17 protein-coding genes and 1 tRNA gene are annotated in these 21,472 nt (G+C 69.3%); 14 read left to right on the top strand and 4 right to left on the bottom strand.

The genetic code is table 11. The annotated features are described in order from the left end of the window. Nucleotides 1–334: 334 nt before the first annotated feature. The 11 genes from OG413_RS41155 to OG413_RS41105 all read left to right on the top strand — a co-directional run bounded on the left by OG413_RS41155 (nucleotide 335) and on the right by OG413_RS41105 (nucleotide 13,039). A complete protein-coding gene (locus OG413_RS41155) occupies nucleotides 335–823 on the top strand; it encodes a hypothetical protein (protein ID WP_266814819.1) in 489 nt (162 codons plus the stop codon). Nucleotides 824–867: 44 nt separating this feature from the next. Continuing rightward, nucleotides 868–1,422 carry a hypothetical protein gene (locus OG413_RS41150; RefSeq protein ID WP_266814818.1) on the top strand — a complete coding sequence of 185 codons (555 nt, stop codon included), beginning with the start codon at nucleotides 868–870 and terminating at the stop codon, nucleotides 1,420–1,422. A 15-nt stretch (nucleotides 1,423–1,437) separates the two neighbouring features. After that, the gene (locus tag OG413_RS41145; protein ID WP_266814817.1) at nucleotides 1,438–2,658 is read left to right on the top strand and encodes an MAB_1171c family putative transporter; all 1,221 of its coding nucleotides are present in this window, start codon (nucleotides 1,438–1,440) and stop codon (nucleotides 2,656–2,658) included. Further along, nucleotides 2,655–4,229, top strand: a complete 1,575-nt coding sequence (locus OG413_RS41140; RefSeq protein WP_266814816.1) for an amidase — start codon at nucleotides 2,655–2,657, stop codon at nucleotides 4,227–4,229. The genes OG413_RS41145 and OG413_RS41140 overlap by 4 nt, the downstream gene beginning before the upstream one ends. 449 nt (nucleotides 4,230–4,678) lie before the next feature. Beyond that, the gene (locus tag OG413_RS41135) at nucleotides 4,679–4,960 is read left to right on the top strand and encodes an HU family DNA-binding protein (protein WP_266814815.1); all 282 of its coding nucleotides are present in this window, start codon (nucleotides 4,679–4,681) and stop codon (nucleotides 4,958–4,960) included. 206 nt (nucleotides 4,961–5,166) lie between these two features. Beyond that, nucleotides 5,167–5,370, top strand: coding sequence for a cold-shock protein (locus OG413_RS41130; RefSeq protein WP_266814814.1), 204 nt, complete (start codon nucleotides 5,167–5,169; stop codon nucleotides 5,368–5,370). Between the two features lie 54 nt (nucleotides 5,371–5,424). Further along, nucleotides 5,425–5,498, top strand: a tRNA-Met gene (locus tag OG413_RS41125). Nucleotides 5,499–5,935: 437 nt separating this feature from the next. Then, nucleotides 5,936–6,310: a hypothetical protein gene (locus tag OG413_RS41120; protein WP_266814813.1), complete on the top strand. Its 375-nt coding sequence runs from the start codon at nucleotides 5,936–5,938 to the stop codon at nucleotides 6,308–6,310. Between the two features lie 364 nt (nucleotides 6,311–6,674). Next, the gene (locus OG413_RS41115; RefSeq protein ID WP_266814812.1) at nucleotides 6,675–11,273 is read left to right on the top strand and encodes an SNF2-related protein; all 4,599 of its coding nucleotides are present in this window, start codon (nucleotides 6,675–6,677) and stop codon (nucleotides 11,271–11,273) included. Next, entirely contained in the window at nucleotides 11,270–12,514 is a 1,245-nt protein-coding gene (locus tag OG413_RS41110) for a hypothetical protein (RefSeq protein ID WP_266814811.1), read from the top strand. The genes OG413_RS41115 and OG413_RS41110 overlap by 4 nt, the downstream gene beginning before the upstream one ends. Nucleotides 12,515–12,742: 228 nt before the next feature. Continuing rightward, nucleotides 12,743–13,039 (top strand): hypothetical protein, encoded by a 297-nt coding sequence (locus tag OG413_RS41105; RefSeq protein ID WP_266814810.1) that lies wholly within the window; start codon nucleotides 12,743–12,745, stop codon nucleotides 13,037–13,039. A gap of 235 nt (nucleotides 13,040–13,274) precedes the next feature. Here the strand turns inward: OG413_RS41105 and OG413_RS41100 are convergent, their stop codons facing one another. The 4 genes from OG413_RS41100 to OG413_RS41085 form a co-directional block, all read right to left on the bottom strand. After that, complete coding sequence (locus OG413_RS41100) at nucleotides 13,275–13,523, bottom strand: helix-turn-helix transcriptional regulator (protein ID WP_266814809.1); 249 nt, start codon at nucleotides 13,521–13,523, stop codon at nucleotides 13,275–13,277. 103 nt (nucleotides 13,524–13,626) lie between these two features. Further along, on the bottom strand, nucleotides 13,627–13,908 hold the full coding sequence (locus OG413_RS41095; protein WP_266814996.1) for a hypothetical protein: 282 nt from the start codon (nucleotides 13,906–13,908) through the stop codon (nucleotides 13,627–13,629). 252 nt (nucleotides 13,909–14,160) lie between these two features. Continuing rightward, nucleotides 14,161–15,174: a hypothetical protein gene (locus OG413_RS41090; RefSeq protein ID WP_266814808.1), complete on the bottom strand. Its 1,014-nt coding sequence runs from the start codon at nucleotides 15,172–15,174 to the stop codon at nucleotides 14,161–14,163. A 177-nt stretch (nucleotides 15,175–15,351) separates the two neighbouring features. After that, nucleotides 15,352–16,965: an AAA family ATPase gene (locus OG413_RS41085; RefSeq protein ID WP_266814807.1), complete on the bottom strand. Its 1,614-nt coding sequence runs from the start codon at nucleotides 16,963–16,965 to the stop codon at nucleotides 15,352–15,354. 356 nt (nucleotides 16,966–17,321) lie between these two features. Here OG413_RS41085 and OG413_RS41080 point away from each other — a divergent pair, with 356 nt between their 5' ends. The 3 genes from OG413_RS41080 to OG413_RS41070 all read left to right on the top strand — a co-directional run bounded on the left by OG413_RS41080 (nucleotide 17,322) and on the right by OG413_RS41070 (nucleotide 21,085). Then, the gene (locus tag OG413_RS41080) at nucleotides 17,322–17,741 is read left to right on the top strand and encodes a hypothetical protein (RefSeq protein ID WP_266814806.1); all 420 of its coding nucleotides are present in this window, start codon (nucleotides 17,322–17,324) and stop codon (nucleotides 17,739–17,741) included. Between the two features lie 528 nt (nucleotides 17,742–18,269). Beyond that, entirely contained in the window at nucleotides 18,270–19,019 is a 750-nt protein-coding gene (locus tag OG413_RS41075; protein WP_266814805.1) for a hypothetical protein, read from the top strand. A 788-nt stretch (nucleotides 19,020–19,807) separates the two neighbouring features. After that, entirely contained in the window at nucleotides 19,808–21,085 is a 1,278-nt protein-coding gene (locus tag OG413_RS41070; protein ID WP_266814804.1) for a helix-turn-helix domain-containing protein, read from the top strand. Nucleotides 21,086–21,472 lie beyond the last annotated feature (387 nt).

Here is a 21,472-nt window from a genome sequence, read left to right as displayed (position 1 = left end):
AGACGCCCCCGTCGAGTCTGACCTCGGATTCTCCCTCGCCCCTGCAGACCGCTCGCTGATGACCGCACACCCTCACCCCGTCCTCCTCGCCCCGGCCCCGCTCATCTCGGGAGTACCTCCACGCTGCGACCCAGATTGGGCAGGAGCGTCCGCCGAACTACGGAGCGGCCGGTCCCCCCCGGCCCACCGTATGCGCGTCACGCTGTGCCCTTAAAGTTCATTTATCTGGTCGCCGCCTCCGATCGAGGCCCCCAAGCGCTTACCAGGTGAACCTAACCCCCGGCCACCGCGTCGTCAACTATAGTTTAAGCACGTCGAGAGAGAGGCAGGGATCGTGGTCCGAGCAAACGAGACACCGGAGAGCGAGCCGCCGGAGCCGGCGCCGCCGGTTCCCGTTCCCGGCCCCGGGGCCAGCTTCGCCGAGCGTCTGAACTACCTGTTCGACCGCGTGAGGCCGCCCGGGGCAGAAGAGTTCAGCAACGCGCACGTTGCCCGAACGATCTCTTCGTATGGCGATAAGAGCATCACAGGTGCGTATATCGGGCAACTCCGCAGAGGCGTCAAGCAGCCCACTCTCAAGCTGATCCCGCTGTTCGCGAAGTTCTTCGGAGTCAAGGCCGCGTTCTTCGTCGAGGACGAGACAACCCGTAGGGTTACTGGGCAGTTCGAGCTGTTGCGCGAACTCAGTCAGGCTGGGGTGAAGCAGGTGGCACTCCGTGCGATCGGGCTCTCTCCGCAGAGTCTCAACGAGGTGATGAAGAAGATCGAGGCCGTACGGGAGCAGGAAGGCCTACCCCCCGCCCCGGACGAAGATCTTCCCTGACCGGCTACTACCCTTCGGCTCCATGGCTTTCGAGAGGAACACGCATGTGGCATGGCCGTCGCGCGCGCCGACCCGTGGACAACGCTACGCGAGTCGAACGGCGCAGCCGGGCCTTCGTTCAGGCACTGGGACTGCCCCCTGTCGACAGCGTCCTCGACCTTGTGCCGTTCATGGAGAAGTTCACCGGCCGCGAGATCCGGCTCATGCCGTTCACGCCGGATCTGTCGGACCCGGACTCCTTGGAGCCGGTGGCGGCGTGCGGTGCCTGGCTGGCCACAGCCACGGCTGACTACCTTTTCTACGACGAGGGAGTCAGCCCGGTGTACACGGACGTCGTCGCCGGCCACGAGTTCGCACACATGCTCAAGCACCGGGACTCGAAGCAGTCCCTGGACGTCTCCAGCCTCGGTGACCTCATCACGGACATCGATCCCGCCACCGCTCAAATGGTCCTCGGCCGCACCCGGTTCACCGAACCGGACGAGTTCGAAGCCGAGATGATCGGCTCCCTCCTGCAGGAGCACATCCGCAAGTCCCGCGCCGCGGCCGCCCGCGCGCCGGAGGCCGACGACCCCATAGCCCGCACGCTGCTGCGCTGACCGGAACAGGGCATCTTGAAAGACATACTTCACCCGCTGTGCCTGGCCATCGCCAGCATCGGGTTCCTCCTCCTGCTCCGCGACCTGCGCAAGGACCGGCGCAATCCCGCCTTGGTGGCCCTGGCCTTCACCTATGGGTTCTCGGCCCTCAGCTACGTCACGTCTATCACGTGGGTGTGGGTACGCATCGACGGGTTCTTCGGCATCACGAACGTCGCCGTGCCGATCGCCCAGGGCTGCGTCGTCCTGGTCCTGGCGCTCCAGGCCAGTGTCCTGGCTCACTGGTCCAGGCCCGTCGAAGCCGCCCGACGACGCACCCGGCACCTGCTCATCGGGGCCGCGCTCATCATCGTCGCGATGGCCGTGCTCTTCACCCTCCTCACCCCCACCGCGCAGCGCCCCACCGACTTCTCGCTCTACTACGCCCATGACCCGTACTTCCAGGCGTACCTGCTGCTCTACATGGGGGCGTACAGCGTTGCCGAGGTGTACCTGGCCTGGTCCTGCTGGAAGTACGCCCGCTCCACGTCGAACCGTTCGATCGCAACGGGCCTGCGGCTCGTCGCGATCGGCGCGACCATCACCCTCGGCTACAGCGGGATCCGCATCGCGGGCGTGTTCGGAGGCATGCTCGACTTCAGCGTGAAGGGCCTGGATCCCTACGCCTGGATCTGTGGTGACATCGGTGCCACCATCACCCAGATCGGGTATTTCCTGCCCACGCTGGCCCTGCGCTTGGCCTCGCTCAGGACGTGGACAAACACCCACCTCGCCTACTGGCGCCTACGGCACCTGTGGGCCGCGCTCACCCAGGCCAACCCCGGCATCACCCTGCTCCAGCCGAACCGGCAGCACGAGGCGATCCTGCAGGGCCGCAGCGTCAACTTCCCCCTGCTGCGGCGCAGCACCGAGATCCGCCACGGCCAGAAACTGCTCCGCCGATACCTGGACCCAGCGGTCCTCGCCGAATCGAAAGCACGGCGCGAGCGTGAAGGGCTCACCGTCGCCGAACTGGCCGCAGCCGTCACCGCCGACCAGATCGGCGCCGCCCTGATGCGCCTCTACGAGGACTCGCCGGTCGACGCCCCGGCCGACTATGCCGACTCGGACCTGCCTCTGCCCGCCTACGACGACGAACTGCACCACCTCGAACGTGTCGCTGGCTTCTTCACCGCGCCCCGCGCAGAGGCGGCCGCGACTGACCCTGCCAGCACCCCATCAGGAGCCCGTACGTGATACTCCGCCGAACCATGCTCACCGCTGCGACGGCCCTTGCCGCAGTCAGCGCCATGGCCGTCCCCGCCAGTGCACGTCACCGCTCCGCCAAGAGCCCGCGGCAGACCGCGCCGCTCCGTTTGGCATCCGCCGACGAGCAGCTCACCGCTCTGCGGGAAGGCAAAATCACCAGCCGCAGTCTGCTGGAACAGCACCTCGAGCACATCGCGAGATCGAACCCTGCCCTGAACGCCGTCATCACGCTCGATGCTGAAAGCGCGCGCGCCGCCGCAGACAAGGCCGACGCACACCTCGCCCGGACCGGCGAGGTCCTCGGAGCCCTCCACGGCCTGCCGATGACGGTGAAGGACGCCCTCGAAGTGGCGGGGATGCGCACGACCTGCGGCTCCCCCGATCTGTCGGACCACGTCCCCGACCGCGATGCCGACGCTGTCGCCCTGCTTCGCGCCGCCGGCGCGATCATCATCGGCCACACCAACGTCCCAACAATGTGCCAGGACCTCCAGACGTCCAACCCGCTCTTCGGTAAAACCCTGAACCCGTTCGACGCCGACCGGACCGCCGGCGGCTCCTCGGGCGGGCCGGCCGCCGCCGTCGCCGCGGGGTTCACGAGCCTGGAGATCGGCTCCGACCTGGCTGGCTCCCTGCGTCTTCCCGCTGCGTACTGCGGGGTCTACGCCCTGCGCACCTCCCGCGGGACCAGCCCGATCGTGCCCACCCGCGGCCACATCCCCCGTCTTCCCGGCTGGTCCACCAGCAGCGACATGATCACGCTCGGCCCGATCGCCCGCACCGTCGACGACCTCGCCCTCCTCCTGGACGTCATCGCCGCGCCTGCCCCCGCCGACCGGGTCGGCTGGAAGATCGACCTGCCTGCCCCGGCCAGGAGCAAGCTGAGCGAGTTCCGCGTCGGCGTCTGGGCCGACCACCCGTACTGCCCCGTCGACGCCGACACACGCGCCCTCCTCCAGCGCGTCACCGAACTCCTCCGCACCGCCGGCGCCGACATCGACGACTCCACCGAGCCCGTCGACTTCGCCGAGAGCGACAAGCTGTTCCAGCGCCTCATGTACGCCACCTCGTCCGCCACCGCGACCAACGCTGCCTTCGCCGCGGACGTCGAAGCAGCGGAGAAGATCCCGGCCGACGACCCGAGCGGGCTGTTCCTTCGCTCCCGGACCATGCGGCACCGCGACTGGTGCGTCGCCGACGAAGCCCGCCAGAAGCTGCGCGCCTCGTGGGACGCGTACTTCTCCGGGCGCGACATCCTCATCACGCCGGCCACGCCCACCGCGGCCGTCCCTGACCAGACGAGCACGCCACCCCCGAAGCGGTACATCACCGTCGACGGGCAGAAGCGCTCGTTCTACGACCAGACCGGCTGGCTCAACCTCACCAGCCCCGTCGGACTGCCCTCCCTTGTGCTCCCCGCCGGCAAGACCGAAACTGGGCTGCCGCTGGCTATTCAGATCATCGGCCCCTACCTCGCCGACCGCACCGTTCTCAGAGTCGCCAAGCAGCTCGCCAAGAGGCTGCCTAGTCCGGCTCGGCCGCCGGTCTTCTCTGCGTAGACCTACTCGACGGCCCCAGCCGATCCAGCCGCCGAGCACCCTCTGGTTCACGCGGCTCCTGCTGAGGAAGGATCGGGCTCGATTCCAGGCTCACCGCTAGCCGGGCCCTCAGCGTGTCCGCGTTCCTGCCACGGCGTCACTTGTCGCCGCATTGGCCCCTGCTCGGGCTGTTCCTCCAAGGGGTACAGCCGGCCCGGTTCCTGGCGAAGTCGTGAGCGGGTGCTGACATGCCCCGCCCTGTAGCCTTTCTGGCGACCAATGTTGGCGGCCGTGAGGAGATGCGATGCGGTCAGCCCAGACTCGTCCATCCCCGCCTACGGAACACCAGGACAAGGGCCGGCACGGGCGACGGCTGTGCGACAGGGCCGCAGCTCCAGTGACAGGATTGCCTCCGACATGTCCCGTCCGCTCGGCGGAAGGGACGATCCGCAGATATGGAGTGCAACATCATGAACCGCAGCGAGCTGGTTGCAGCGCTTTCCGAGCGCGCCGAGGTGACCCGTCAGGACGCCGACGCAGTCCTGACGGCCCTCGCGTCGACCATTGGCGATGTCGTGTCCAAAGGCGACGAGAAGGTCACCATTCCCGGGTTCCTCACCTTCGAGCGCATCCACCGCGCGGGCCGTACGGCCCGCAACCCCCAGACTGGCGAGCCGCTCGAGATCGCACCGGGATACGCCGTGAAGGTCTCGGCGGGATCCAAGCTCAAGGAAGCCGCGAAGGGCAAGTAGCCCGACCTTTCGGCCACGCCACGGCCAATCCAGACGCCGGCCCCGGCTTCGCCAGGCCGCACACGCGCTGCAGCACCCGATGCGGCGTGAAACCCGGGTAAATATGGCGCCGACGGGGTAGAACGGATGCCGGGCGCCCTGCGGCTACAGAGGGCTCCGACTCCAGACCAGCCGGGACACCTCGGCAAGATCGAAGGACAAGCAGTATGGCCAGCGGCATCGTGAAGTGGTTCAACTCGGAAAAGGGCTTCGGCTTCATCGCCCAGGACGGTGGCGGACCGGACGTCTTCGCCCACTACTCCAACATCTCCGGCAGCGGGTACCGCGAGCTGAACGAAAATGACGCGGTCACCTTCGACGTGACCCAGGGCCAGAAGGGCCCCCAAGCCGAGAACATTGTCCGGAGCTGACGGCTTCTACACGCACCGCCCCGCAAGAATCACTGTGTAGAGTGGTACTACCGACGCGGGGTGGAGCAGCTCGGTAGCTCGCTGGGCTCATAACCCAGAGGTCGCAGGTTCAAATCCTGTCCCCGCTACGAGACGAAGGGACCCGGCTCAGCCGGGTCCCTTCATTGCTTCTTGCTACGGTTCCCCGGACTCCGCGCTGCGCCCGACCCGTTGGCGCAGCGCGGCCGCGCTGGGTGCAGCCCGCCGGCCAGCGAGAAGGACCACGGCAGTGTGTCGTCCGGGGCAAGGGGTCCCACGGTGGCGGCCGCCGGGGCGGTGCGGGCCACACCATCGGCAGCGGCCCGGTGCGGAAGTCAACTGCCGGTCACCCCCTGGTTCGCGCGGGCCGCTGCTGCAGGGTGGCGCCCGTCCGAGCCGACCGTGCCAAGAGCTCGGGCCCCGCCTGCGCACGAGAACTGGCCGCCCCCTTCGGTCATCTCCGGTCAATTCCGGCCATCCGGCGATCCGCCGTCCGCGCGATGCTGTACTGGATCTTCCGGTCCGCCGTGGGAAGGGAATTGACGCCATGAACACCATCACCGGTCAGCCCGTGGACGGACTGGATGTGGAGCTTGCCGACACGATCAGCGCCAGTGCCTTGATGTCTGTCATCGGTGCGGACGGGACAACGGCGGAGGTCGCCGTGGAGGGCGCGGCCGATGGCCGGGAGCCGCTCGTGCGTCTCCGTCTGGGCGCGGTGTCGGCCTCGGTCACCCGGGCGAGCTTCGTGCGGGTCCTCGCGACCGAGCTGGGGCTGGGGCCGCGCGAGATGCAGCCGCGTCGCCTGGCCGATGTCGAAGACCAGCTTGAGGAAGAGCTCGCTCGCCGAGAGCCAGTCCTCATGATCCATGGCGCCGACCGGATGCTCACCGAGTCCTTGCAATACCTCTACAGCATCTAGCGCCGGGCTACCTCCCGCAACACACGACTGAGCGTCGTCCTCACCGCGGGCCCGCGCCTGAACCAGATCCTCGCGCGGCCCGCCCTCGCCAGCCTGAACAACTGCATCTTCATCCGTCACCGCCTCCCTGCGTGACAGGCCAGGGTCCGGCAGTGGTCCGCGCGTACGAAAGCCCATGCTGCCCACAGGGCAACCGCTGGTCACGTAGACGACCGGTCGGAGCGGGATATGGTCGCCTCAGCCCCTTGAGGACCATGCAGCTCACGGGTCTCGCGGAGCGAGGCAAAGGGGAAGTCAGGCCGCGCAAGCGGGTCGATGGAAAGGGGCATATGGCGTGGGCGGCTCCGGGCATGAAGCCGTGGACGTGGTTCTCCCCCGTCGTGCGGCGGGAGACGATCCCCGGCGGGAGTTGCTCAAACGGCGTGCCCAGGACGAGGAACGCCAGCTGCTACAGACCAGCGACGCTCCCGCCCTCGCTGCCCTCGGCTCCCAAGAGTTGCTGCGGGCGCTGACGCGGGCCTGCGCGGAGCGGGCGTTCAGCCTGGCCCTGTGTACTGAGGTCGCGCGGCGGGCCGCAGACGGGCGGCTGAACACGCGCGAGATCCGCCTGCTCCTGCTGGAGGCGGAAGCCGACGCGGTGGCGCGGGGCGTGCGGCGGGCCGTATGGGCCTCCCTGGTGCGGGCACCGGAGAAGGCGACTGCGGTACTGACCTCGCACGATCAGGCCAGCGACGGCGAGGCGTTGCTGGTGCGCGCCGGTCGGCGAGAAGTGGTGCACGAGGGCCAGGCATGCTGGAGCACCTCCGAGGGCGTGGTGCACGGCCAGGTGGTGCGCGCTGATCAGAAGAAGTCGGTCCTGCACCTGGCGGCCCTGAGTCTGCTGGGGCACCTCAGCGGGGTGGTGCCGGTGCCGCAGGAACCGGTGCCGGATGCGGGATGGGAGCCGGTCAACGGGTCTGCGGGACTGCCGGAGCAGCGGGCGGGCACTGGGCAGACGGATACGTCGGTCGCGTCTGCCTTCCACGACCAGCTCAAGAGGATGTGTGCCCTGCCGGTCGCGGCCCCGGCGGTGGTGGCCGAGGTGGCGGCGCGGGCCAGAGCCGGCACGCTGCAGCCGCGGGATGTGTACGTGGTGCTGTTCGACGCGTTGGCCGAGCAGTGGGCTCCGGCGCGGCAGGCCGTCATCGGGTGCGCGGCGCTGCCCGGGGTGGCGCGCAGCGTGCTCGGGCTGCACGCGGCCGCCGGCAAGCAGCCCGCTCCGCAGTACGCGTACCAGACGGAAGGCGTTTTCCAGCCGCCCCGTTTCTCCTGCACGGTGTCCTACAACCCCGGGGACGGGCCTCGGGTTTGGGGTTGCGAGGCGAAGCGAACGAAACACCAGGCCCGCGACAGTGCGGCCCTGGGGATGCTCGCGAAGCTCACCGGCCTGGAGGCGCCCGAGGCCGAGCTGGCGAGCGGGCCTGTCCCGGTGCACCAGCTGCCACCGGGCAAGAACCCCGTCAGCGCCCTGCACGAACTGGCGCAGATCGAGGTGATCACCGACCTCGACTTCCAGCTCTCGAACACCGTGAGCGGCAAGCAGCCGTTGTTCTCGTGTGTGGCATCGTGCACCGAGGCCGGACAGGTTCTGACGGCCACGGCCCAGGGGGTCGGCAAGAGCAGCGCCCGGGAGAAGGCCGCGGCGGAGTTGCTGCGTCAGCTCGCCGATGACGGTATGCCGTCCTCCCCCACCCCTGTGGCTCCGGCAGCGCGGGCGGGATCGGTGATCCCGGAGTACAAGCCGGGCAAGAACCCGGCCTCCGCCGTGCACGAACTGGTGCAGAAGGAAATCATCTCCGAACTCGACTTCGCCTATGAAGAGGTGGGCAAGCCGTTCTTCGCGTGTACGGCCTCCTGCCGTCGCGCCGAGGAGATGATCGAGGGGGCGGGCCGCGGCCGGAGCAAGAAGGATGCCCGTGAGAACGCCTGCCGCGACCTGCTGGCCCAGCTCAGCCTGATCACGGCCCCGCCGGCGGAGAGCGCCGCCGAGGCGGAGGACACCGAGCAGGCGCCGCTGCCCGCATGGCCGGTCCTGACCGGCCCCGAGGCGGCCGAGGTGACCGGCGCGGTGGTGAGGATGCTGGGCCAGGGCGCGGCGCTGACCGCGGACCTTGGGCACGACGGGGCCCGCATGCTGCTGTTCCGACCTGACGGGGCACCGCTGCCTGAGCCGTGCCACGCCGCGCTGGCAGGCACGATGGATCTGATCCTGCCCGGCGGAGCCGGGGTTGCGGTGCGCCGGTTGCCGACCGAGGTGTGGCAGGTGCCCTGGCGGCTGCTCGTCAATGCCCTCGCCGTAGTGGACCGGGCCGGGGGGCAGGTGCATCCCACCGCGAGGGTGTGGTGGCAGGTGGTGCGGCTGGGCCTGGAGGCGGTTGCGGACGAGCAGGTCTATCCGGGCACGGACGCGGCGGGCCGCGACATGTGGCGGCTCGGTCCGCTGACGACTGGGCAGAAGGAGCGGGCCCGGCTCCTGGCGGGAGCGCTGCCGACGCACGCCCACTGCGTCCCCCTGCCATTCCCGAAGCCCCCCTACCGGCTGTGGGCGCCGCGCGTCGTGCTGCGCCAGGCCCTGGACGCGCTGGCGGATGCGCTGGTGCGCTCGCCAGGGGCGACGGCCGTTCACGGCCCCGGCCCCTATGCCACCGCCGTGCCCCGGCCCCAGGGCACGGCGCTGCGGGACTGGGCGGATGGTGTCGAGCAGCTCGCCGAGACCGGTGGCCCCGCATTGGTGCTGAGCATCAAGCCGCCGCCGGCGAACTCGCCCGCCGACACCGAGCTGCTGTGGGCCGTGCTGCGGCTGAAGACCGGCGGCGCCGACGGCCAGCCGCGCGTGCTGGACGCCGCCGTCGCCCTTCCGGAGACCGGTGCCGACCCCGGCCTGCTGGAGCACGTACGCCGCACTGTGCGGTCCGGGGCCCGGGCCTGGCCGCCGTTGCAGCGGCTTCTGGAGAGCGATGTTCCTGGCCGGTGCACGGTCCGGGCGGTGGAGGCCGCGCTGCTGCTGGGCGAGATGGGCGCCGAACTGGACCGCCTGGGCATCGAGATCTCCTGGCCCAACCGGTGGCCGCAGGCTCTCGGTGTACGGACCCTGATCGGCTCCCGCTCCGCGCCCGCCGCAGCGGACCGCGACCGCGCGCCACACCGGTTCGCCCTCGACAACGTCCTCGACTTTCGCTGGCAGTTGACGATCGACGGCGAGAACCTCACCGACGCGGAGATGGACGCCATCGCCAGCAGCGGGCACGCCTCCCTGGTCCAGGTCCGCCAACGCTGGCTGCTGGTCACCGACCAGACCGCGCAACGCGCCACCCACCGGCAGCTCGACCCGCTCCCAGCCACCGAAGCACTCACGGCAGCCCTGTCCGGCAGCATCCACATCGACGGAGTGCTGCACCCTTGCGAGCCCGCCGACGCCCTGGCCGACCTGGTGGAGTTCCTGCGGGTGGGCACACACCAGCCCGTCCCCGTACCTTCCGCGCTGCGGGGAGAACTGCGGGACTACCAAGTCAGGGGCCTGGCCTGGCTGGCGAACACCACGAGAATGGGCTTCGGCGCCCTGTACGCCGACGACATGGGCACCGGCAAGTCCCTGGCCGCGCTCGCCCTGCACCTGCACCGCCGCGAATCTGCCCCCCGCGCCGCTCCCACGCTCATCATCTGCCCCGCCTCGATGATCACTGGATGGGAGCGGGAGATCGGCCGCTTCGCGCCCGCCACTGCGGTGCGCCGCTACCACGGCGCCGAGCGCACCCTGGAGGACCTCGCCGACGACACGGTGGTGATCACCACCTATCAGACGCTGCTGCGCGACGGCGAGATCCTGGCCGCGCAGCCCTTCGACCTCGTCGTCGCGGACGAGGCACAGCAGGTCAAGAACCACCTCTCGGCGACCGCCCGCGTCCTGCGCGGCCTGACCTGTCACGCACGGGTGGCACTGACCGGGACCCCGCTGGAGAACCAGCTCGAAGACATCTGGGCACTCATGGACTGGCTGAACCCCGGCCTGTTCGGCACCCTGCGCCTGTTCAACGAGCGTTACGGCATCCCTGTCGAGCAGGACCCCGTGCACTCGGCGGCCACCGCCCGCCTGGCCCGCCTGCTGGGGCCGTTCATGCTGCGCCGCAAAAAGAGCGATGCCCACATCCTCCAGGAACTCCCCGAGAAGGTCACCACCCATCGTTTCGTCCGGCTCAGCAGTGAACAGGTCGCCCTGTACGAGGCGGTGGCTCGCGACACCATGGAACGGATCCGCTCCAGCGAGGCCATCCAGCGCCGCGGGCTCGTGCTGACCCTGCTGCAGCAGCTGCGGCAGATCTGCAACACCCCCGCCCACTACCTGCGGGAAAGCCCCTCCCCGGAGGGATATGACCCGGAGGCTGCCGCAGCCCGCTCAGGCAAGCTCGCCGCGCTCGACGAACTGCTCGCCCAGATCCGCGAGAGCGGCGAGTCGGCTCTGCTGTTCACCAACTACGCGGCCATGGGCCGGCTCCTGGTCACCCATCTCGCCGCCCGGGGCATCGCCAGTCCACTGTTCTTCCACGGCCAGATCCCGCCAGGCCGGGCACGTCAGCGCCTCGTCGATGCCTTCCAGAACCGGCACAGCCCCGTCATGGTCCTCACCATCAAGGCCGCCGGCACCGGCCTGACCCTCACCGAGGCCTCGCACGTCGTCCTCTTCGACCGCCCGTGGAACCCCGCCGTCGAGCTCCAGGCCATCGACCGCGCGCACCGGATCGGCCAGACCAAGAGCCTCCAAGTCCACTACCTCACAAGCGAGTTCAGCATCGAGGACCGGATCGATGCCCTGCTCCAGCACAAGCGTGCACTGGCCGAGGCGGTCTTGTCCGGCGGGGAGACGGCACTGACGGAACTGACCAACGCCGAGCTCGCCGACCTGATCACCCTGGGAGCTCGCGCATGACCACCAACTCGTCCGACGCATGGGCTGAGGCCTTCGAAGACGCGCACCGACAGGCCACCGCCAGCCACACCGTCCTGCTCCAGGGCTACGCCGCCCGCCTCTCGGGGGCCCTTGGCCCCCTGGACGTCGCCGAGGGGCGGGCCAGCGCACTCGTCACACCCCGCCACGAGGAACCCTGTCAGGCCCACCTCCACGTCGCCGTCCTCTCCGACGCCGAGCGGGACGCGTTCACCGACGCGCTATCCACCAGCCGCTACCGCGCGACCGTCGAACGCGGCCATCTTCCACCCGCCCTGCTGTCCCCCGACGCCGTCGGCGATGTCGCGCTGGCCCCCGGATCCGACCAGATCTCCTTTACCTGCGCCTGCCGGCAGGCTCCCTGCCAGCACACCGCGGCCCTCGGCCATGCCCTCACACAGCACCTGCGCGCCCAGCCCGCGGACTGGCTCATCCTGCGTGGCCTGCCCCCCGGCCGCCTGATCCCGGCCCTGAGCCCACGCGACAACGCCGCTGCGCCATCGGCACCTTCGCCCCCTGCAAAACCCTCCTCCGCCACGGCTGGAAGATCCCCTGCCGTGGTGGTCAGCCGGGCCTACCTCAACGCGCACCACGCCTACCAGGCGGAGTCCGCGCCTCTCCCCCGTACGGAGGCCGCCAAGGACGAGACAGTCCGACCGCTGTTGCACCGTCCCGGCCTCGCCCCGCCGCCCCAGGGGCCCAGCCTGGCCCAGCTGCGCGACCTCACCACCGAGGCCGCTCGCCAGGCGTCCGCGCTCCTGGCCGACGGCACCTTTCTGGAGGGCGATCCCGTCACCGACGCCGTCCGTCGCATCGCCGCACTCCCCGCGGCCCAGCGCACCGACGACTCCGCTTACCGGCTCGGCCTCGAACCCGCCACCCTGCGACGGCTACTGACCGCCTACAGCCACGGCGGCCCATCCGCCGTACACACCGCCCTCCACCCACAGCCGATCCCGCCCGAGGCGCTGAGCACCGCCATCACGGCCATCACCCCCCTTCGCCCGTCCTCCCGTACTCCCCTGGCCACGGACAACAGCCAGATCACCGACACGGCGCTCGGCATCGCACTGCGCTACGGACCCGACGCCCGCTGGTACCCCTTCGGCGCGGATGAGCATGACTGGGAATGCCTCGCAGCGTCCCGCGATGACGCGGCCACCGCCTACCGCGCTGCCCTCGCGGCGAAACGCTCGCGCGCCCGCGCCTCAGCCCGCTACTGATCAAGATTCTGCTCTTGAGTCCCTTCAGTCCCTTCGGGGCCCCATTCATCCGTGGTCCGCTGCGTGGGTACCGCGCTTCCGGGGCGCGTGGGCCGAGCCGATTCCGCCGCATGCGCGGGTTGTCGGGCCACTCCAGAGATTTCAGTAGCGCAGGGAAGATTTCAGCGGATGCTGCCGTGCCGCACGACAGATTTCAGTACGTGGCCCGACAGGGAGGAGAATCACGTCATGCCTGCTGCCGCTACAGTCCTCCCGGACCAAGACGAGTTCACCCGACGTCTGCAAGCTCTGGACGGTGAACCACATAAGGTCAAGGAGTTCTATCCCAAGCTCGTGAGGAAGGCCGGAACACGGGTGACTGGCGCCGGCTTCGTCATGGCGCTGCATCTCGCAGTCTCGGAACTGCCGCCGGTCATCGCTGGCACGCTCCTGCGAGAGCTGGACGCGTACGTCCGCGTCATCATCGATGATCCGGTCGTCCAGCGTGATGCGCTGAAAGCACTTGCGGACTTGACTAAATCCTAGGTGTCGCTGACCGCCGTACCTTTCGCCGACCATCACGTGGGTGGCGCCGCCGACGCGGGGTGGAGCAGCTCAGCAGCTCGCTGGGCTCATAACCCAGTAACCCAGAGGTCGCCCGCCACTTGAGGAAGGGACCAGGCATGAGCCGGGTCCCTTCCATGTCTCTGTCGGCCGGGGTTGTCTGCGCCCCCGTCCATGTATCGGGCCTCGGGAGTTCCCCAGGTGCCGAGAGCCGCGGTCACTCGTACGTCAGCAGGTCCCAGGGCTGGCAGTCCAGCTCACGGCAGATGGTGCCGAAGGTTGCGAACTTCATGCCGTCGATGTGGCCGTTCTTGATTCGCGAGACATTGTTCGGATGGATGCCGATCCGTTCCGCGAGCCCGGCCACGCCCAGTCCCCGCCGAGCCAGGAGTTCAGCACGGTGGACTCGTACCTCCGGTTCCGCGGTGGCATCGGCCACGGTCTCCTCCGGCTGAGCCTCCGTCATACGATGCCCTGCATCTCGTTGTACGCCGACCGGCCCTTGCGGTAAGTGCGGGCGAAGGAACCAACGAGGACCGAAAGGCCCAGGACCACGATCGAGCCCGAGGTCAGTGACCCGGCGAGGCTGATCGCCGTCGACGGCCCACGCGGGATCCGGCAAGAGCACCTTCGCCGCCCGGCTCGCGGCGGTGCTCGACGACGCACCCGTACTGCACCTGGACGATCTGGCCACCCACGAGAAGTTCTTCGACTGCGGTGTGCCCATCGACCGTCGCGTCCCCCGTGCGCCAGCTGCTCCGGCGGCAGCGCGTCATCGCCTCGTGGGCCCGGCCGGCATCGGCCAGGCTGCGTACAGAAGCTGCGAAGGCCAGCTTTTGATTGGCCGTCATGTCGCTCTCTGAGCAGCCTTGTTGGGGTACAAGCGCGCATTCGCGGCTGACTGCTGGGACCACGGAGGCTGGAGGGGGTGGGCGGCGGCACGGCCAATAGCCCCAGCGGCGGCGAGGACCTCCGCCGAAGGGCGCGCGGTCAGCCGCTCAAGCCCAACGCCCCGTGTCGTGCCCGGCCTGCGGGCAACCCCGCTTCAGCACGTACGGGGCTCGGAGCAGCCTCGGTACGTGCGCCATCCTCGCCTGACGCACTCAGCGCGAATCAGTTTGGGCGTATCGGTAGTCCAGAATGTCCGGACGCCCCTTCTCGGGGAGGAGCATCAGGGTTTCGCCCTGGAAGACGTCGACCGTCACCGGGCGCGGCGACTTGTCGTATACCGAGCCGACCTTTCCCGGGGTGATCTGCAGGCCGGGCTGCAGGACGAGGCTTTCCTCGTTGTGCGCAAGGGGGGCGATCGCGAGAACTCCGTCGCGGGTGCGTAGGGTGTACACCTTCTTGTTGACCGGGGTCGCGGGGAAGAAGCTCACCTTGGCCTGCGGGCCCAGGCTTTTGCCGCGCTCCTTGTGGGTCTTGAGGATGCTCTTCGCGTTCTTGCCCGTTCGGGCCAGGGCGGCTCCCTGCTTGGTGCCGCCGGTGGCGAAGAGGTCCTCGACGGCCGCGGGGACGTCGTCCGGCGAGAGGGGACCCACGGCGTTGGCCGCCGGGGCGGTTCGCGCTACGCCGTCGGCGGTCTTCACCGGAGGCAGCGCCTTGGCAGGGAACAGCGAGACGACCTTCTTCCACGCGTTGGCGGTGGCGGGCGACTTCTCGAACACCATCACCGCGTGGTCCTTTCCGGTCCTGGCCTGGGCAGCGAACCAGTCGCCCCCGGCCGGCAGGTAGAAGGTGCGGTCGGTGAAGGTGAACGGCTTGCCGTAGTTCTTCTGCTCCTTCTCGCTCAGCGTCCTGAGCTGTTCGAACTCGGCCTTGCTGCGCGCATACAGCTGCCCGGCTTCCACGGTGGCCAGAAGCTTGGCGTCACGGGTCGCGTTCGCACGGTTGTTCACATTCTGGTAGGTGTCGAGAATCTTGTTGGCCTCACTGAGGCTCACGACGCTGCGCGGGGCAGGGCTCGCGGTGGCGGAGGGCTGATGGGAAGCGGGTGCGTGATTGCTCGTCGAGGGAGCGCTGCTCGCGCAGGCGGCCAGGCCCAGGGCGGCAGTCAGTCCGATGGCGGCGGCCGCGGCCCGCGCCGCGTAGGGGCGGGGTTCGGCAGTGTGGGACATGCGGATTCTCCTCGGTGACGACGGTGGCTCTGAGCAGCTTGCGGCCGCCAGGAACGCTCCCGACGTCGGAGCAGCGGGCATTCCCGCACGGTGGGAGACGGGCTGAAGTCTGCTCCCCCGAGGCGGACTTCACGCTCCCTTGCGCCCCTTCGCCCGTCCTGTCCTGCGCTTCCGAGATCAGCGCGGCCGCGGCGGGAACGGGTTGTGCTGAGATCCCGGTGGCATGCCGTAGCCGTGCTGCTCGGCCGGCGGCTGGGGCGGGAAGGGATAGGCGGCGGGCGGGGTGTTCCTACGCGTGGCGAAGCCCTCGGCGACGAGGGTGCACAGGTTCAGGTATGCCTCGCGGGTCTTGGGCCGCATCAGGTCCAGGTCCACCTCGGCACCGGCCGCCAGGTGCTCGTCGAAGGGCACCGAGACGACGCCGCGGCACCGGGCGGAGAAGTGAGCGACGATGTCCTCCACCTTGATCATCCGGCCCTTCTCGCGTACTCCGGAAACGACTGTCAGACCCCTGCTGACCAGGTCGGTGTATCCGTGCGCGTTGAGCCAGTCCAGGGTGGTGCTGGCGCTGGAAGCGCCGTCCACCGACGGGGTCGCGACAACGATCAGCTGATCGGCCAGGTCGAGGACTCCGCGCATCGCGCTGTAGAGCAGACCGGTACCGGAGTCGGTGAGGATGATCGGGTACTGGCGTCCCAGCACGTCGATGGCGCGGCGGTAGTCGTCGTCGTTGAAAGTGGTGGAGATGGCAGGGTCGACGTCGTTGGCGAGGATCTCAAGGCCCGAGGGAGCCTGCGAGGTGAAGGCGCGGATGTCCATGTAGGTGTTCAGGGTGGGGATCGCCTGAACGAGGTCGCGGATGGTCGCGCCTGTTTCGCGCCGCACCCGCCGTCCGAGTGTGCCGGCGTCCGGGTTGGCGTCGATGGCCAGGACCTTGTCCTGGCGCTCGCTGGCGAGCGTGGCACCAAGCGCCGTGGTGACGGTGGTCTTTCCGACGCCGCCCTTAAGACTGATCACGGCGATCCGGTAGCAGGAGTGGACCGGCGTGCGGATGAGTCCCAGCTTGCGCTGCAGCTCGGTGTCCTCGCGCCCACCGCCGATACGGAAGCGTGAGGGGCGGGTTCCGGGGCGGGCGCTGCGCGGCTTGGGCGGGCCCCCGCGCAGGAGCCGTTCGGAGGACAGCTCGGTCGCGGCGCTATGCCCCAGCTGCGTCTGCGCCGGGCCTGCAGACGCCTGGTGTGCCGGTGCGTACGGGGCTGCGGGGGCCAGTTGCGCGGGTGGCGTCTGCGCGACGGTGGGAACGGCGGTGGGCGCGGTGTACTGCGGCGGCCAGGCGGTGGCCGCTGGCGCGGGGCCACCGGTCGGGAACGCGGGCGCCGCGGGGGCGGGAGGGGAGGGGTGGGCGACTGCTGGAGGGTATCCGTGTCCGGCCGGCGCAGGCGGCGGCCCTTGCTGCGGGTAGGCGGACCCCGGAGGCGGAGTTGCGTAGTTCGCGGGCGGGGGCTGCGGGGTCTGCGTCGGCTCCGGGGGCACAGCGTGCTGGACGGGCTGGCCGATCCACGCCGCGGGCACCGCGGGGGCCGGGGCATGCTGCGGCGGGAGCGGGTCCGGCACCGGAGTCGGCGGTGCGGGGGCGGGACCGGGCTGGGGGACGGCCTGGCCGTACCAGGACGCTGCCGTGTAGGCGACGGCGAAGGTCCCGTGGTCGGGCGCCGCGTCGCCGCCGCTGGCCGGCTGGCTCTGCGCGCTCGGGGCCCAGCCCGCGTCTCCCCCAGCTGGCTGGCTGTGCATGCTTCCTCCTGATCTGAGCCACCCACCCGGTGGGCGGTGCTGTTCGCTGTGTCGGGCCTGGGTTTGATGCGGGACCAGGAGGTGCCCGGTGCTGCGGTTCCGGCGCCTTGGTCGGCCCCCTTGACCGCGGTTGCTCGCCCGCGCCCGCCTGCTGCGAGGTCTCTCCTTCTGGGGGCGGTTCGGTGTCTTCGCATCCAGCGTGCCCGAGGAACCACGGGTGATCGGCGTATCGGTACGCATCCTCCCGCGGGGAGGAACACCAGTTGCGTTCGGATCCCGCCCGCTGCCACCGGACGGGCCGGAGGGCCTTGGCGAGCGCCGAGCGCGTGAGTGAGTGGGGTGTAGGCGTGCCGTGCATGTCGGCAGCTGACGACGTCAGAGACGGGAGGCACGGGGTGGAGTGGGTGCGACGGCGCCGCAGATTGAAGGCCGCCGTGGGCATCGCGCGGATCGAGCTGGTGTGTGCGCCGTCTGTGTGGTCGGCGATGCTTACCCGATGTGCCCGCCGGTACGGCACCGCGCACTTCGCCGAGGGCATGCAGCAACTGGCCGACGCGGGGCTCGTACGAGTGGAGCTGTCCGGGCTGGAGCTGTCGGAGCTGATGGATGTGGCGGCTCGAAGGGGCCGTTGGTGGAGCCGGGAGGATTCTCCCGGCCGCGCGATGTGCCGCGCCGTCTACGGTGCGGCAGCCGCCATCGTCGATGAGGTGGGGCCCGGCCGACTCGGTGCTGTGACGATCCCGCCGATCGCCCTCTGCGCGGGCGCACATCCCTAGCATTGCGCGTATGGGGGCGTTTCCTTTGTTTCTTCTCAAAGAGGCTTGAAGCACCGGCAATTGCTTAGTCCCCCGGGGCAGTGAGTCCTACGCCACGGAAGGGCCGCACAGGCAGAGGACTACACCAGTGACGTTCCATTTTGGGATGAATGACGGATCCGTCGGGTGTATACCGGCCCCTGGCCGACGAAGGCACGTGGCGAACGACGACCTTTTGTCGACATTTCACTCTGGCGGAAACGTGAAAGTTTCCACACATCTGACTCACAGCAACAGCAGCGAATACGCCGATACCTGCGCACTATGCCGCAATCCCGCAAGCGCTGCTCACCTTCCGTCACAGGAAGGGGGTCTTCCGGAAGGGGGTGTTCCTGGCCAGCCCCACGTGTGCCCAGATAGAGATCTTCTAGACAGACCAACAGCACCAACTGCCCCGGCTGACGTGCTGATTTGGCGCGACGGGGAGGAATTGTGGACATCGGCTTGCGTAGCTCGCATCAGCGCAGAGAGCGTGACCGCACGAACGCAGTGCTCCATGCTCTTCTCCAGCTCGGCCCGGGTCCGCACAAGTCCGGCGAGATCACCGCGCGCACAACCATGGCCGAAGACGAAGTCCGCCGGCGGCTGCTCCAGCTCTTCAGGGCCAAGGTCTGCTATCGGCCGCGCTTCGGGTACTGGGAACTCCGCCCCACCCCGGCCCGTCCGACCGACACGCCGGGGCTCGTACATCCCAGCACTACTCCCCTGCTGGACGCCGCCCTCCTTCTCGACGACATTCACAGCCGCACCGAGCAGGCTGTGCTGCTGCACACATACTCCCCCGTCACCGGCGAGCGTCTGTGCATTGCCGCCGCCGGGGCCCACGACCTGCGCCTCCGCCGCGAACTGGCCTTCACCCCCGGAGCCGTGGACCGACTCCGCCAGGCCCCCCTCGACTCCGACGCGCCGGGGCTGGTCATGCTCGCCCATCTCGCCGGCCATGACACCCCGCTGCGCGAGGACCTGCGTCAGATCCGCTCCGCCCAGGTCGCGCTCACCCAGTCGCCGCTGCCCGGCTGGATCCTGGTCTCTGTCCCGGTCCGCCGCCTGCCAGGTGCCCCGGCCACTCCCGGTGCCGAGCCGCGCGTGGTCGCCGCCGTCAGCATCCTGGCCCCCGATCACGCGCAAGGCGACCCCTTGATCGCCTACGGGCGGCTGATGAGCAACACCGTGCAGGCGGCCATCGAGTCCAGCGTTGTCATCGCACACCACCGCTTCGCGGCCGCCCAGGCCGCGTGACCCGAACACCGGCCGCCTGCCCTTCACAAGGCATACGGCGGCCCCCCAGGCACCCGCACAGCGGTTCCCGCCGCCGGGCGCGTAAGCACGGTGGCCTCGAAGCAGGCCACACCCAGCCAAGGAGGACGACGTGTCAGTCAGGGACGGCAGACAACTGCGCAGGGACCATCCGATGACCTAACCCTGCGGCCCCGGTGCTGTCTGCCAATACACACCGGGCCCGGCCTCGTGCTCGATGCGGTGTGCCACCACCGCATCAGCCGCCGGCCCTTCGTCATCGCCCGACCTGCCAGTCGAGCGAGTCCCGGCTTCTCCTTTCCGAAGGAGCCGGGCGAAATCACTCCCACTCCGGAGCTCGCACCCCTGCCAAGGGGCCTCGACGTTCCACGACACCGGGAACGGATCGCCCTCATGATGCAGCAGCTCGCTGCCGCTTGTCACCCACCCCTGCCCCAATTCTCCCGTTCTGCCCGCCATCCGGGCGCCCTTCTTCACCCTGCCCAACGCCGCACTCAGGCCGGAGACGCGACGGTGCACCCGCATGGGTTCTCCCCCTCCCACTGCTGGATCTCGGCGGGAGTGCTGTGATCATGGCCAGTGCGATAGCGACCCTCCCTCCAGCCGGGGCACGGCCCCTCTCTTCGTCCCGCCACTCGCCCGTTGCGCCCGCACCGCACCCAGTGCACCCGACGCGACCGGCCAAGCAGAGCTCCCTCTATGCCCACATCGAGGGTCGGCCGCTGCACAGGACCGGGCTCCTCGCTCCGCTCCCGCCCCTGTCCGCCCGCATGCAGAAACTCCTCGTTCTCGGCGACCAGGACGACGCATACACGATGGGCAATCTCCAGCGCGGCGGGAAGAACACCGCCGCATCGGACCATGCCTGGGCGATGACACGGGCGTTGGCCGCCGACGCCGCCCGTGTGGGATGGAGCCGCGCCGCATTCCTCCAGGTCATGCTCGACGGCCCGTACAAGGCCGGACAGCACGCCCGAACCCTCCACCACCGCCGCGGCTACGACAAGGCCGCCGCCTGGCTCCAGCGGGCCTGGGACGGCGCACAGCAATACATCCGGTCCATCGACCCCATCAGCACCCGCCAGGACTTCCACGCCGCGCTCGCGGCCTTCCGCTCACGCATCGAGTGCACCCCCTGGAAAGGCGTCGCCGGCAAGACCGACCTGCGCAACCTCATCGCCCGCATGGAGATCTGCTCCCAGGCCGGAAGCTGGGACCACACCGTCTCCGAACGCGACCTCGCCGAACGGATGGGCTGCAGCCGCACCACCGCTCACAACTCCAACCAGCGACTCCTCCAGGCCAAGATGCTGCGCCAGCTCGACAACGGCTCCCCTACCGATGGCGCCCGCTGGATGCTCATATCCCGTCTTCCCTCCAGCACGTCTCACCACTGGTCCACCCCCAAAGGGCCGGAGGCTGGGGGGGCCATGAGTGGCCCAGGAGTGAGACAACAGGACACAGGTGCCGACCTCGACTCCCGCACCGCTGGCCGACTGATGCATCTCGATGCCTTCGCCCACCACGGCCTCGGAGGTAGCGGACTCGCCATCCTGGCGGCCCTCGCCGAACGAGACGGACAGAGCCTGACGGAACTCCGGGCGAGCGCCTCCATCTCCAGGCCAACCGCCTACCGACAGCTGGGGAAGCTCAAGGAACTCGGACTCATCCACCACGATGGTGAGCTGTACCAGCTCTCCCCCACCGCGCTCGAAGGCATCGGGACACCCACCCAGCACTGCTCCCATCCGGTCAACAGCTGGACGGAGACAGCTGAGCGCCTGGGAACGGCCGGAGCAGAAGAACGGCGTTGCCGCCACCACGAGGCCCAGCGAGTCCACTGGCGCCGCGAACAAGTACGGCTCGCCGAGCGCCGTAAGGCCTCGCAGCAGTCCCCTCTCCCCCACCCGGCCGTCGCACAGCCGCAGTACCTCCGCGCGGACGGCCGCGTCATCGACCCAACCACCGGCGAAGTCATCGCGGGACTTTGCATCGCATCCGATGGCCAATGGATCTGGGACGACGAAGCCTTTGAGCGCGGTGAGTGAGCGCCACGTCCAGGGGCACAGAGAAGTAAGAGTCGAAGCAGCAAATGCCTGTTACGGATACGCCAGTAGCCTCCAGGCTGCCTCTTCGCGAGGAATGGAAATCGCCTGAGCGGGCGCGTGCGGGCCCAGGGCGGCGTCGACGTCCGATCATCCCGACGTGACGCAAGCAGGCCACCTCGCGGGATTCCAGGCAAAAGCGCAGGTCAGGACTGCGACTAACTCCAAACTGACCGTCTTGCCGGAGTCCCAGGCGCGGCCCTTCCCCCCTCGCGAAGCAGAGTCCCCCACTCTGCGATTGCGCAGCCTGAATGTGTGCGAGCCGACGGCTGCGCCGTCGACCCACACACAGGGGAGGTCATCCGGGACCTGTAAAGGGCCTTGGATGAG

This window comes from Streptomyces sp. NBC_01433, assembly GCF_026340105.1.
Classification (GTDB): Bacteria; Actinomycetota; Actinomycetes; order Streptomycetales; family Streptomycetaceae; genus Streptomyces.
This window is presented reverse-complemented; position numbering and strand designations above follow the sequence as displayed.

What these genes read in the sequence shown, in the direction of transcription:
- OG413_RS41130 (WP_266814814.1), top strand. Translation starts at nt 5,167, where the DNA reads ATGGCCAGCGGCATCGTGAAGTGGTTCAACTCGGAAAAGGGCTTCGGC.
- OG413_RS41070 (WP_266814804.1), top strand. Translation starts at nt 19,808, where the DNA reads ATGCAGAAACTCCTCGTTCTCGGCGACCAGGACGACGCATACACGATG.
- OG413_RS41100 (WP_266814809.1), bottom strand. Translation starts at nt 13,523, where the DNA reads ATGACGGAGGCTCAGCCGGAGGAGACCGTGGCCGATGCCACCGCGGAA.
- OG413_RS41105 (WP_266814810.1), top strand. Translation starts at nt 12,743, where the DNA reads ATGCCTGCTGCCGCTACAGTCCTCCCGGACCAAGACGAGTTCACCCGA.
- OG413_RS41110 (WP_266814811.1), top strand. Translation starts at nt 11,270, where the DNA reads ATGACCACCAACTCGTCCGACGCATGGGCTGAGGCCTTCGAAGACGCG.
- OG413_RS41150 (WP_266814818.1), top strand. Translation starts at nt 868, where the DNA reads ATGTGGCATGGCCGTCGCGCGCGCCGACCCGTGGACAACGCTACGCGA.
- OG413_RS41080 (WP_266814806.1), top strand. Translation starts at nt 17,322, where the DNA reads ATGTCGGCAGCTGACGACGTCAGAGACGGGAGGCACGGGGTGGAGTGG.
- OG413_RS41090 (WP_266814808.1), bottom strand. Translation starts at nt 15,174, where the DNA reads ATGTCCCACACTGCCGAACCCCGCCCCTACGCGGCGCGGGCCGCGGCC.
- OG413_RS41120 (WP_266814813.1), top strand. Translation starts at nt 5,936, where the DNA reads ATGAACACCATCACCGGTCAGCCCGTGGACGGACTGGATGTGGAGCTT.
- OG413_RS41135 (WP_266814815.1), top strand. Translation starts at nt 4,679, where the DNA reads ATGAACCGCAGCGAGCTGGTTGCAGCGCTTTCCGAGCGCGCCGAGGTG.
- OG413_RS41095 (WP_266814996.1), bottom strand. Translation starts at nt 13,908, where the DNA reads ATGACGGCCAATCAAAAGCTGGCCTTCGCAGCTTCTGTACGCAGCCTG.
- OG413_RS41085 (WP_266814807.1), bottom strand. Translation starts at nt 16,965, where the DNA reads ATGCACAGCCAGCCAGCTGGGGGAGACGCGGGCTGGGCCCCGAGCGCG.